This is a genomic window from Anaerococcus faecalis, assembly GCF_013371425.1.
Lineage (GTDB): Bacteria > Bacillota > Clostridia > Tissierellales > Peptoniphilaceae > Anaerococcus > Anaerococcus porci.
Window position 1 is genome coordinate 81,917 of the sequence record NZ_JABVBA010000007.1, and the last position, 12,823, is coordinate 94,739.

The 12,823-nt window shown below is 33.6% G+C and carries 11 protein-coding genes; all 11 read left to right on the forward strand.

The features are described from left to right. The first annotated feature begins 62 nt into the window (after positions 1-62). The 11 genes from HV819_RS07810 to HV819_RS07860 all read left to right on the forward strand — a co-directional run bounded on the left by HV819_RS07810 (position 63) and on the right by HV819_RS07860 (position 12,606). Entirely contained in the window at positions 63-1,820 is a 1,758-nt protein-coding gene (locus tag HV819_RS07810; protein WP_176269932.1) for a phage tail protein, read from the forward strand. Next, complete coding sequence (locus tag HV819_RS07815; protein WP_176269933.1) at positions 1,821-3,464, forward strand: distal tail protein Dit; 1,644 nt, start codon at positions 1,821-1,823, stop codon at positions 3,462-3,464. After that, positions 3,461-7,582, forward strand: coding sequence for a phage tail spike protein (locus HV819_RS07820; RefSeq protein WP_176269934.1), 4,122 nt, complete (start codon positions 3,461-3,463; stop codon positions 7,580-7,582). Before HV819_RS07815 ends, HV819_RS07820 begins: the two co-directional genes overlap by 4 nt. Positions 7,583-7,591: 9 nt before the next feature. Next, positions 7,592-9,514, forward strand: a complete 1,923-nt coding sequence (locus HV819_RS07825; protein WP_176269935.1) for a DUF859 family phage minor structural protein — start codon at positions 7,592-7,594, stop codon at positions 9,512-9,514. Between the two features lie 2 nt (positions 9,515-9,516). Continuing rightward, positions 9,517-9,963, forward strand: a complete 447-nt coding sequence (locus HV819_RS07830) for a hypothetical protein (RefSeq protein ID WP_176269963.1) — start codon at positions 9,517-9,519, stop codon at positions 9,961-9,963. Positions 9,964-9,990: 27 nt separating this feature from the next. Continuing rightward, positions 9,991-10,353 carry a hypothetical protein gene (locus HV819_RS07835; RefSeq protein WP_176269936.1) on the forward strand — a complete coding sequence of 121 codons (363 nt, stop codon included), beginning with the start codon at positions 9,991-9,993 and terminating at the stop codon, positions 10,351-10,353. Between the two features lie 50 nt (positions 10,354-10,403). Then, positions 10,404-11,156, forward strand: a complete 753-nt coding sequence (locus tag HV819_RS07840; RefSeq protein WP_176269937.1) for a peptidoglycan amidohydrolase family protein — start codon at positions 10,404-10,406, stop codon at positions 11,154-11,156. Positions 11,157-11,215: 59 nt separating this feature from the next. Then, positions 11,216-11,395: a type II toxin-antitoxin system HicA family toxin gene (locus HV819_RS07845; RefSeq protein WP_176269938.1), complete on the forward strand. Its 180-nt coding sequence runs from the start codon at positions 11,216-11,218 to the stop codon at positions 11,393-11,395. Positions 11,396-11,433: 38 nt separating this feature from the next. Beyond that, positions 11,434-11,847, forward strand: coding sequence for a type II toxin-antitoxin system HicB family antitoxin (locus tag HV819_RS07850; protein WP_176269939.1), 414 nt, complete (start codon positions 11,434-11,436; stop codon positions 11,845-11,847). A 72-nt stretch (positions 11,848-11,919) separates the two neighbouring features. After that, positions 11,920-12,210, forward strand: coding sequence for a DUF6275 family protein (locus HV819_RS07855; RefSeq protein WP_216629236.1), 291 nt, complete (start codon positions 11,920-11,922; stop codon positions 12,208-12,210). Between the two features lie 15 nt (positions 12,211-12,225). After that, positions 12,226-12,606, forward strand: coding sequence for a hypothetical protein (locus HV819_RS07860; protein ID WP_176269940.1), 381 nt, complete (start codon positions 12,226-12,228; stop codon positions 12,604-12,606). Positions 12,607-12,823: the final 217 nt, after the last annotated feature.

The following is a 12,823-nucleotide window of genomic DNA, read 5'->3' on the forward strand; positions in this document are numbered from 1 at the left end:
CTTTTTTAAATACTTGGAAACAAGGGGTATTACTGGGAACGAAAACCGAAATGGAGCGTCTTTTGGCTGATGCTCAAAAGATAACTGGTGTAAAATATGATATCAATAATTTATCAGATGTATATCAAGCAATACACGCTATTCAAGGGAAACTTAATATAACTGGAACTACTGCTAAAGAAGCGGAACAGACTTTAAGTGGTTCTTTTTCTTCTATGAAAGCATCTGCCCAAGATTTTTTAGGTAATCTTGCTTTGGGTGAAAATATTGGTCCTAGTTTAAGAAATTTAGGATCTACTACAAAGACTTTTCTTCTTGGAAATTTACTTCCAATGGTTGGAAATATTTTTAAACAACTTCCTAATGTGGCAAGTGAAGGTTTTAATTTACTAGCTCAAAAATTTACTATCTTTAAAAAATTGGGTGAATTATTAAGCCCAGCTATAGAAAAGTTTAAAAGTGCTTTTGATGGACTTATGGAGAAAATGCAACCTTTTATTAGTTCTGTAGGTAATGTTTTAAAACCAATATTAGAGGGTTTAGCCTTAGTAATTGGAAAAGTTTTATCTGAAGGGATAACAATTTTATCTAATGCATTTAATGGTTTAGGTTTAGTTATTCAAGTTTTAACTCCTATATTTAATTTTTTGGGTGAGGTATTTAATAAAATTTTAGGCTTTGTTGAGCCTATAGTATTTAAAATTACTGAGTTTACAAGTCATCTGCTTGATAACAAGGTTGTCATGGAAGTTTTAGGACAAACTTTTAATATTGTATGGACTGCTATCCAATCTTTAATGACTGTTGTATGGGAAGTTATCGGAGTTGTCATTGGAGATATTAAAAATTGGTTTAATTCAATGGGTGTTGATGGAAATACTCTTAAATCTATTATGGATTTTGTTTGGCAAGGAATTATGCAAGCAATTACAGTTGCAAAAGGAATTATAGCTGGTGCTATAAAGGTAATAGGAAGTGTATTTACTTTTCTTGGAAATCATAGTGGAGTTTTAAAAACTATTTTATTAGCTGTATGGTCTGCTATTAAAACAGCAATTAAAATTGCAGCTGGTATTATTGTCGGAGTTGTAAATACAATTGTTGCAAAATTTAATACACTTAAATCAGCTGCAAATATTTTATTAGGTGCTTTAAGAGGTGCATGGAATGGAATAATAAGTGCTATTTCTAGTGCCAAGGCAAGGATTTCTGGAATTATAGACAGAATTAAAGGGATTTTTAATTCTTTAGGAAGTATAAATCTATTTAGTGCAGGAAAAGCAGTAATAGATGGTTTTTTAAGAGGTTTAAAACATGCTTTTGGTGCTGTAAAAGATTTTGTTGGAGGAATAGCAGACTGGATTAAATCCCACAAAGGTCCTATATCTTACGATAGAAAACTTTTGATCCCTGCTGGTAAGGCTATTATCGGTGGACTTAATAAGTCTATGGTTGAAAGTTTTAAGGATGTTAAATCTAATGTTTTATCTATGGCTGGAGAAATCTATGATGGATTTGATATTAAAGTAAAACCTCTTAATCTAAGTCCAGATATTTCTAGTCTTGATAAAAATATTTTGGATAAGAAACTTGATTCGAATTTAGATTTTAAGGCTTATAGTGAATACAAGGCTAATAGAGATTCTAAGCTTGAAAGTATGCTTTTAGATATTTTATCTTTATTAAAAATTCTGACTGAAAAGGATGATGATGTTTATATTGATGGAGAAAAAGTTTCTGTTATGCTTGGAAGAAAAATTGATGAGTACAAGAAGAAAAAAGACCTTTACGAAAATAGGAGAATGGGGGTGGTTATATAGATGTATGAAGTTATTGTTGATGGTGAATCTTTAAAAGATTTGATTTTTGTAACTGATGTAGAAAGGACTATGGGTCCTTTTGTGAAAAATAGGATAGTAACCATACATGCTTATATCCTCCATGATATTCTAGCTACAGTTGATGTTTTAAATAAACTTTTTACTGGAGAAATTCAGGAATTTATCTTTACTGATCAGCCGGACAGGTATTGGAAGGGAAAGGTAAAAGAGGATATTAAAGTTTCAAGCTCTTATGAGAGGACGAAAATTGATATTGATATAGAAATACCAGATGGGGTTTCCTATGCTATTAAGCCTAGGGAACTTTCTTTTAATGGGAGAACAAGCTTAATATTAGAAAATGAGGGGTCGGATTATGCATATCCGACCTTTGATTTTAAGTTAAAAGATGATACTTATATGGTTTCTGCAGTAAGTAAGGATAAAGTTTTTCAATTTGGGGAGCCTCTTGAGGCTAGCCCTATGAAACAGGTCAAGATACAAAAAGAGGGGTTGGTAGATGGTTATGAAACTAGGAGGTCTTGGGTTGAAATTGATTCTAGATTTAATAAGCTAAATCCAACAAATTATGATGCAAGTAAAATCCACACAAGGTGGCATAGTGCTGGTGATTTGGTTCAAAGAAATAAGTCAATGCCAACCCCAAGTAATGGGAAGATAAAGGTTGGTAAGTGGGCCACTCATTGGCAAACTGGAGAAAGGATAGATAATTGGGTTAAGGGCAGGTCTTTTCCTGTAGCTCAAACAAAATCTGTTAGGCAATCCAAATCATCCAAGGCCTATTTGCTTAAAAATAATGGAGTATATATAGGTTGGCTATTGGAACAAGATATAGATGGTCCTACAAGCAAGGGATTTGCTTGTAATAATGGAAACTCTCATGACATGCTTGCAACTTTTGCAAGTGGGCAAAGTGGTTGGCATGGTCCTTGCAAGTCTTATCCAATAAATTTAGATTGTACCGATTTTGAATTAGAGGCTTATTTAAATTATTTTGTAGGCCCTGCTAATCAATTTGGGGCAATGTATATAGGTATTTATGCTGGAGATACCCCAATAATGGCAGCTAGTTTTTCCACTCATTATACCAACAGGATTACATCAATTTATTATGATGTTTATGATAGGTGTTATGGGCAAATTAATTCTGGTCTTGCTTCAAATTTTTGGGGAAAAATTTCCATGAAAAAGCATGGGGAAAAATTTTCTTTTACTACCTTTAATGATATGAGCAAGAAATCTTACACCAAAGACTATAATCTAACCAATAAGGAACTTAAACCAAGTCATATACTTGTATGGGCTGGTAAGTATGGATCTAATCCACAACTATCAGAATTATCTTTTGTAAGACTTAAATTTACAGGTCTGGATGGAAAACTTTGGACAGATAAGGATGTAACCAATGTACCTGACCCAAGATATAAATTTTATGCTGGAGATGTTGTAAGGCTTGAAATGGAAACCAACAAGGCTTATGTAAATGGGATTGAAACACTAAGTCCAATTTCTTATGGGTCAGATACTGTGAAGTTAAAGCCTGGCCAAAATGAAATTATGTTTGATATTTCTTCAGATGTTGTTCCGGATATTGATGTTTTTTATAGGGAGAGGTTTAAATGATATTTTTTACAAATAGGTTATATGAAACTCTTGCTGTGGCAAGCCCTGACACCCATAAGGGTCTTGTTCTTTTGGATGACGAATTAAATCAAACTATAAAGACGGGAACTGCAATTTATACGGCAAAGATTGCCAAAAATGACATAAGTGTAGAAAAAATTGAGGCGGGTTGTTTTGTTTTTGTTCCAAATTTTAAAAATAAGATAATTGTTTTAGAAGTTATGGAAGTAGAAGAGTCGAGATCCTATAAAAAAATAATTGCTGAAGATGCAGGACTTGAACTTTTAAATTCTGATGTTGGCGACCATAAAATGAAAGGAACTCTAAAAGAACATATTGTAGCAACTATAGGTAGTGATTCTGGTTGGGAAATTGGAATAGATGAGATATCTAATAGTAAGAATCTTACATTAGAATATGAAGGTTTGTCTAATCAAACTAAAAGGATTACACAAATAGCTGGAAGATTTGGAGCTGAGGTGTCCTATGATTTTATATTTAATGGAAATGAAATTAAGGCCAAAAGGATAAATTTTATAAAAGAAAGAGGGGAGAATAAGGCTTTAAGGCTTGAGGTTGGTAAGGAACTTAAAGATGTTAAGAGGAATGTATCTATTACTAATCTCAGAAGTGCTGTCTTAGGGATAGGTAAACCTCACAAGGAAACTATTAAGACGACTAAGACTATAAAGAAGACTATTGAGGTCAATGAGGATGTACCTGAATCAACTTATTCTTATGGTAAGCTTGAAAAGTTTATTGATTGGTTTAAGTCGAGGAAGGGAAAGGTTGGCTATTCTATGTATAATAGACTTGGTCCTAGTTCTTATGATTGTTCTTCTGCTGTGCATTTTGCAGCTAAACATGCAGGTCTTATTCCATCTAATCATTTTATTGGTTCAACTGAGACTCTATTTGCAATGAAAGGAAAGTACCTGGATGAAATATCTAGGTCTGATATAAGGTTTGGAGATATATTCGTAGCTGGTAGACAAGGGGCTTCTGGTGGAGCTGGTGGCCATACTGGGGCTGTAATAGATAAGAATACTATTATTCATTGTAATTATGGTGATAGAGGTATATCTATCACGCCTATTGATGGCAGGACTGGTGGTCCACCTGTAAGGTGGTTTAGATGGAAGAATTCTGGAGCTGGGACTGTTAGTAAGTCTAATGTAAGGTATTGGACTGACAGTGATTTGACTAAACATGATTTAGGATGGACTTTAGATGGTCTTAATGCTGGGCAATTAAACAATTGGATAAGAGCTACTTCACCTGGTAGTCCTTTTAATGGTCAAGGCAATGTATTTATGGAGGCACAAAAGCAGTCAGGACTTGATGCAAGGTATATACTTGCACATGCCGCTTTGGAGTCTGCTTGGGGTAGATCCAATATCGCCAAAAAATATAATAACTATTTTGGAATAATGGCTTATGACTCCAATCCTGATATGGCCAGAAATTTCTCTAACCCAGGTTTGGCTAGTGGAATAATAAATGGAGCTAAGTGGATTGCTAAGAACTACTATAATTCGTCATACAAGCAAACTACTTTATACAAGATGAGATTTAATGGTGGAGTACACCAATATGCTACTGACCCTAATTGGCATACTAAGATTGCTAATATAATGAAAAGGTCTGAAAGGTATACTAATCCTGCTAAGACAGGTAATAAAAAAACTAAAACTGTGCTTGAGACTGTATCTGACACTAAGGAAGTTGAGAAGGCTACTAATCTTATCGGATATAAGTATGATGATGGTAGATTTTTTGTCGACAGTAGGGGAAGAGTTTGCGATAGGGAAGCTAATAAGATATGGTCTAAACCTAATAGTAAGGGTAGGTATCTTACCAGGATATATGAGTCTGAGGCTACTAGTGCAAAGGCTTTGTTTGATGAATGTTTAGGACAGCTTAAAAAGAATAATAGTCCAGAAGTTACTTATGATGTAAGCCCTGATAAGATTCCTAAGGATATAGATATTGGAGATAGGGTTAGAATTATAGACCATGATTATAATCCAGCCTTATATCTAGATGCTAGACTTGTTGAGGTTACTACTTCTACAACTTCTAAATATATTGATAAGGCCATTTTTGCAAATTTTGTTCCAAGAGAAAGTGGGATAGCTGAAAGGCTTGTTAAACTTCAAGATAGTGTTAGAGATTTCAAATATAATTGGGAGAATATTCCTTATGAAATGAAGATAAGCTCATCATCTGGGAATGTATTTAAGGATGATGTCGTAGATACTCATCTTATAGTTAGCCTTACTAAGGCTGGTATTGATCAATCAGCGAATGTTGATGGATTTATTTGGGAAAGGGTGTCTAAGTATCCTGATAAGCTTGTTGCAAGTGATGATAAGTGGAATGAAGATCATAAGGATATGAATGAACACTTTATTGAGATTATAAGGTCTGATATTGAGCTTGAGGCTGATTTTGTTTGTTCTGCCATGCTTAATGATGTAGCTGTGGCCACTGCTAGTTTTAATATTAAGAATCTTTCTATTGGTGTGTATAAGCAAGAGGAAGAGCCTGATAGGACGATTTTGCAATGGGGAGATGTATGGCAGTGGGATGATGGCCAAGGTAAACATTTCAAAAGGATTTGGAAAGGCGACAGGTGGGAAGATACTGTTACTAAAAGAGATTTAGAGCTTATTGAACTTACTCCTGGTCCTCCTGGTCGAGATGGAAAAGATGGTATGCCAGGTAAAGCTGGGGCTGATGGTAAAACATCATACATGCATTTTGCTTATGCGGATAGCTCTGATGGAGCTGTTGGATTTACATTAACAGCAACAAACGGTAAAAAATATATTGGATTTTATACAGATTTCACCAAAGAAGATTCCCGAAGTCCTAGTAAATACGAATGGTCAAAGTATGTTGGAGATGATGGGAAGCCTGGTAAGGACGGAAGTCAGGGAATACCAGGTAAAGCAGGTGCTGATGGTAAGACTCCATATTTTCATACAGCTTGGGCGAACTCTTCAGATGGAAGCAAGGACTTTTCTCCAAGTCAAGCTGGTGAAAAAATGTATATAGGAACTTATACGGATTTTACCAAGGAAGATTCTACAGATCCTAAAAAATATACATGGCAATTGGTGAAAGGAAATAAGGGTGAAAAAGGTGAACCTGGGAAGCAAGGATTACAAGGAATACCAGGCAAAGATGGAAAAACTGGTAAAATCGGTCAAAATCTTTTAAGAAAGTCTAATGTGCCTATTGTAGATAATGTAAAGTATGTAGGAGGCACATGGAAACTATGTGAAAGTTTAAAAGATAATGAGCTTGTAACTTTTACTTGTAAAATAAAGACACAAAAGAGAGATGGCTTTAATTTATTTAATTCAGGTGGTTCTATAATTCTTGGAGGGAAATATATTAATCCAAGTGATGATTATATAATAGAGTCTTTTACTTTCCCTTGGAAGACTTTTGCTGATGTATCTTGGGGAGCAAAACATTATGAACAAACTAATCCACCATATATTAATTTATATGTTTGGAGCAATGGTAATGGAACTGATAAAAACAACAATAAGGTATCGATTGAGTGGGCGGTATTAAGCCGAGGTGATATTCCTGCTATTGAGTGGTCTCCTTGTTATGCAGATGTAGATGACGCAATATCAGAAAAAGCAAGTGAAGAAAGTCTACAAGATTTGCAAGTACACTTTGCCATGTATCCAACAGCTGAAGAATTAAATCAAAATAAAATAGATCTTATGAAACAACAAGCCTACCTAGACCAATTAAAGACTGCCATAGATTCTAACGCTTTATCTTTAGAAGATAGATTAAGCATAATCGAAGCCAATGTAGGGGCAGGGAAATTGTCTTTGGAAGCAATTAATACCTACCTACACTTTGGAGAAGAAGGAGTTTTAATTGGAAAAGAGGGCGAACAGGTAAGGTTAAGACTTATTAATAATGCCTTGGAGATTACAGACGGTACGAAAGTAGTTGCAAGATTTGCAAACAACCAAACAGAAACTCCAAACTTAAAAGTTTCGGGAGCCTTTGAATTTGGTTACCATGTGGCAAATAAGGTGGATTTAAATGGAAATAAATTTACTGTAATAAGTCCTAATATCTAGGAGGTGTGAATGGCAACATATAGCAAGACGATTAATAATGGTACAGGAACCATACATTTAGAAATAAGACAACAAAGCCAAAATATAGCTAATAATACATCTACTGTATATTATAATTTATACATACAGGGTGTTGGAGGTTATGGATTTTGGAATAATTATCATACAGGTAAAACAAGTGTAGTAATAAATGGATCAACTGTTCATAATCAGACAGGAAGAGATTTTGATTTAAGGGGTGGAGGAAGTCAGCAATTAGCTTCTGGTACTACTACAGTAAAACATAATGAAGATGGGTCTAAGTCCTTTTCATTTTCTGCTAGTCTTTGGTCGACTTCGGCAACAGGATATGTTTCTGGAAATTTTTCCTTATCTAAAATTCCTAGAGCATCTTCCTTTTCCTTGCAAAATTCTTCAGGAACTAATATAACAAGCATTTATGCAGGAAATGATGTTAAAATTGCTATTGATAAAAAAGTTTCTTCTTTTACCCATACTGTAAAAGTATCTTATTCTGGAAATAGTGAAACAATTGTAGATAAAACATCTTCTAACTCTGTGAATTGGTCAAATTCCACAAATGTGATGACAAATTACATGAAGAATTTAAAAAACATGAACCTTACTTTTACCCTAGAAACATATGATGGAAATACAAGAATAGGTACATCTTCAAAAAATTTAACTTTAAATGTACCAAGTTCAGCAGGACCAAGTATTAATAGTGTAGATATAACAGAAGCTAACCAGAATAAAATTAATATAATAGGATCTAGTCCATTTTACCAACACTTAACAGATTTGAGGATAAAAACAAATGGGTCTGGTAAATATGGGGCTAGTATTAAAAGTGTAAATGTAAGTATAGGACCCTACAATGTTTCTGGCCAAGATGCTATAATTAAAGACATTAATTTAACGGGAAGTCAAAGTGTAAAAATAACAGTAAACGACAGTAGAGATATGAGTGCAAGCACAACAAGGACTATTAATTTAAATCCTTATAACTTGCCTAACATATCTTTTTTTAATGCTTATAGGGATTCTGCTAATAGCAGGTTAGGTAAGGCTAGGCTGAGTCTTGAGTCTACTGTAATTGATAATAAGAATCCACTTAGTGTTGTTGTAGAACTTACTGAGAAGGGATCTAATTCTTGGAAGACTGTTTATTCTGCTACTGTTGGAAATGGTAGGTTTAATGATGAGATTAATTTAGGGGCTAGTCTTGATGATTTTAAGGCTTATGATGTTAGGGCTAGGATTAGTGATAAGTTTAAGTCTCATATGGCTTTGTCAGTTGTTCCTGCTTCGCCTCAATCTTTGGTTATAGGTGCTAGTAAACCTGTTGTAGGGATTGGTAAGGTGCCTGAGATTGACAAGGGTCTTGAAGTTGATGGAATTATTAAAGTTGATGGAGATGGAGAGAAGAAAGCTGAGTTTTGTGGAGATTTTGGATCAAGATTAGATTTCATAATAAAAGGTGTAAGAACTAATTGGTTTGGGACTTGGGGAAAAGATTTGTTCTTTAGTGGTAATGTTAATTTTATGAATAATATTGCTATTAAGGAAAAGATAGTTCCATACAATTCTAGTCAAAATAAGCCTTTTGATGTATCTTTGAATGGTCTTAGTGGATATATTAAAGCTACTAGGGATCCTCTTGGCCATGTGCATTTGTGGGGGAAGGTTAAGATAAGTGGTGCTAATCCAACTAATAGGTGGAGTGTTTGGGGCAGTGTACCTGCTAGTTGGGGACCTAAGGTTATGCTACCTATTTTAGCACAAAATGGAGGGTATGTAATTGTAGGTTTGGGTATCACTTCTGGTGGAGGTATTACTTGGATTGGGCAAAAGGGTAATTCTTATAGCCCAAGCGTTGGAGATTCCTTTGAGATTGATATGATTTATAGGGCAGGTGATGCTGATTGGTAGATGTGTTTGATAAAGTAGATTTTAAGTTAGCCTATATCTTGGATGATATGGGTTTTTTTATTGGGAGCTTGGAGATTGATACCAATGTAGAGCATGATTTTAAATATACTCTTATAAAACCTAACGAAAGATATATCAAACCTAAGTTTGATGGCGAAAAATGGGTTGAGGGGGTAAATATGAGCGAATATATGGTTGATATGCTCTTACCTAATGAAAAAATGAAGCTTAGTGATTATGATTTTTTAATCTTAAAGATTTTAGGGATATTAAAGGAAGGAGGGATGATGATGGAGAATAAGTGGTTCTTTCAGTATTGTATGTTCTGCTGGGCAGAAAGGAAGATTGAGGAGTCTTATCTTGATATGGCCAAGAAGTTAAATTTACTTAGTGATGAGCAAGTTATGATGATTAAGATGACTCCTAGAGTTAGTGAAGATAAGAAGTAGTTTTTTGTTTAAGGAAAGGGGAACCCTATGGAGTTAGGTGTACTTTTGAGTGCATTAGTTAAGAATGGTCCTTTAATTGTCATTGCGGGAATTTTTTTAAAAACCTATATGGACGATACTAGGATTAAAAGGGAGGAACGCAAGGAAGATAGGGCTATTCAAAGGGAGAGTAACAATAAGCTTGCTGAGATTAGTGAGAGATTTGCTGTTGGGGCGGAAAGGACTAATCAAGAATTGTGTGGGCTTAATAATAAGTTGGAGGTGCATAGTTCGTCGTCTCAAACTGCCCTTGCTGAGATTAAGCAAGGGGTTAATCAGATTCAAAAAGATGTTACTGTTTTAAATTCTAAAATTGATGATGTAGCGGAAGATTTTAAGAAGGGAGCTTAAGGACTAGGTGAATCTAGTCCTTTTGTATAGCAAAAAAATAGGAGGAATTTATGGCAAATATAGAAAATATGATTACTTATGCTAAAAGTAGATGGCATGTACCTAAGTATGTAATGGGTGGTGGACGAATAGGGGCAGAAGCTTCTTATAACTCTAATACAGACGATTGCTCATCTTTTGTTTATAAGTGCTTAAAAAAAGGTGGATTTATCCCAGAAACAATGTGGAATGGCTCTACCGAGGATTTGTTTAGATTAGCTAGGCAAGGTAAATATCTAAAAGAAATCTCTTATAAAGAGGTAAGACGAGGTGATATATTCGTAAAAGGACGTGAGGGTGGTTCTGGTGGAGAATATGGACATACAGGTATATTTTTGAGAAAAGGAGAAATTATACATTGCAATGCTGGGCAAAATTGGACAGTAACAACCAATAATGAGTCCGAGGGATATTGGTATTATTTAGACAATAGCTATTATCCAGTAAGATATTTTAGACCGATTGGAAATGCAGATGACAGCACAGAAAGAACAGAAGTAAAACAAGAAGAATATAGTGGTAAGAAATTTATTAAATATGAAAACTGGACAGGAGTTACCCAAGCGGTTTGTAATGTTAGGAGCGAACCAAACACAAATGCTCCTATTGTGGCTACTTATGGAGTGGGACAAAGTATAAATTATGATAGTGTGTATGAGTGTGATGGATTTAGGTGGATATCTTATATTGGATATTCGGGTGAAAGAAGATTTGTAGCTTATAGACAATTAACAGGAGATACTACACCTTGGATAAAATTCTGATAAAAAATACTTGACACGTATTAAATACGTGTTATAATAATAGGTGTAAGGAGGAATTAATGAGTTCTCGAGAAATAATAAAGAAGCTTGAAGCTGAAGGATGGTATTTAGTCAGAGTAAAAGGCGACCATCATCATTTTAAGCATCCTTACAAGAAGGGACTAGTTACAGTACCTCATCCTACAAAGGATTTAAGAAAAGATACTTTAGCTAGTATTAAAAGACAAGCGGGTTGGTAAAACAATCCGCTACCCTTAAAATTTCAGGAGGTTTATCTATGGATAAGAACTATATAAAATTTAAAGCTTTGTATTATTGGAGTGATGAAGATAATTGCTATTATGCAGAAGTACCAAGTTTTGAATCAGTTTTTACAGATGGAAACACTGTAAAAGATTTAGAAACTAACTTGATAGAGATAATGACTTTAGTTATACAAGACTTTATTGATGATAAAAAAGACTATGCTAAGATGCTAAGAGAAAATGAAGAGTTTGAAAATAAAGATAATAATAAAAATATAATGTTTATATCATTTTTCTTGCCTTATGAAATATCAAAAACAAAAGATATTTATAAAAAGAAAACTCTAACAATACCAGTTTGGTTAGATATTTTAGCAAGTCAAAAAAACATTAATTTCTCTAGAGTATTGCAAGAGGGATTAAAACAAGAATTAAAGATAAATTAAGTAAATAAACACTTTAAGCGATTACATATGTAGTCGCTTTTTTAGTATTTAAATTTAAAGGAGATAATAGAAATGATAAAACACGAAGAATTTTTAAAATTAAGTCAAAGAAAAGTTGCTGAATATGAAAATAAAAGAGTTGATATTAAAGAAGAAATAGATGCAGATGATGTATTTGCAGTTTGGACTTGTAAAACTTTACAAAATAGTAAGTGTTTGATGAGTACACCAATAAAAGGGGCATATTATTATGAATTTACCTACAATGGAGATATGGGAGAAATATATATGGTTGTTTATAAAAAGGTTGAGAATATACCTTTAAATGAAGAAGGAAAAATAATAGTAGAACGTGTTAAGTAATTAAGGAGATATGAAATGAATAACATTTTTAATAATTTAATGCTAACGATTTTAACAATTGGCTTATGTGCTTTGATTAAGATACTAACAAGACAAGTTAAAGAGTATACTAGGAACAATATCAATAATGAGAAAGCAAAGAGGGCTATTGAGAAAGCTTTAGAAGTTGTTACTTTGGCAGTTAATACTACCAATCAAACTTTTGTAAAAGAGTTAAAAGATAAAAATGGCTTTGGTAAAAGAAAAGCAGAGGAAGCTTTTAATGCAACTAAAAAAGAAGTACTTGATATGTTAGATAAGGAGACTAAAGAAATCTTAGAGAAAGAGTTTGAGAATACTGATAAGTTTTTGAATTCTGCTATTGAGTCTAAGGTTTGGGAGAGTAAGAATAAGTAGTATAATATAAATGATAGGTAGACTATATGTAGTAGGTTACCAAATTTCTACATTGACCACTGGCTTTTGGCTGGTGGTCTTTTTTATTTGTAAAATAACTATATTGCTTTGTTTATAATGGATTTAGATAGATGTACTAGCGTACAAAATGAAAAGAAAAAGTTAAAAAGTTTGATAAAAACTATAGAAAAAATAAATATTAAAAATAATATTTTTT

Coding starts and splice junctions, on each gene's coding strand:
- HV819_RS07815 (WP_176269933.1), top strand. CDS start 1,821: ATGTATGAAGTTATTGTTGATGGTGAATCTTTAAAAGATTTGATTTTT.
- HV819_RS07850 (WP_176269939.1), top strand. CDS start 11,434: ATGGATAAGAACTATATAAAATTTAAAGCTTTGTATTATTGGAGTGAT.
- HV819_RS07820 (WP_176269934.1), top strand. CDS start 3,461: ATGATATTTTTTACAAATAGGTTATATGAAACTCTTGCTGTGGCAAGC.
- HV819_RS07855 (WP_216629236.1), top strand. CDS start 11,920: ATGATAAAACACGAAGAATTTTTAAAATTAAGTCAAAGAAAAGTTGCT.
- HV819_RS07860 (WP_176269940.1), top strand. CDS start 12,226: ATGAATAACATTTTTAATAATTTAATGCTAACGATTTTAACAATTGGC.
- HV819_RS07825 (WP_176269935.1), top strand. CDS start 7,592: ATGGCAACATATAGCAAGACGATTAATAATGGTACAGGAACCATACAT.
- HV819_RS07835 (WP_176269936.1), top strand. CDS start 9,991: ATGGAGTTAGGTGTACTTTTGAGTGCATTAGTTAAGAATGGTCCTTTA.
- HV819_RS07845 (WP_176269938.1), top strand. CDS start 11,216: ATGAGTTCTCGAGAAATAATAAAGAAGCTTGAAGCTGAAGGATGGTAT.
- HV819_RS07840 (WP_176269937.1), top strand. CDS start 10,404: ATGGCAAATATAGAAAATATGATTACTTATGCTAAAAGTAGATGGCAT.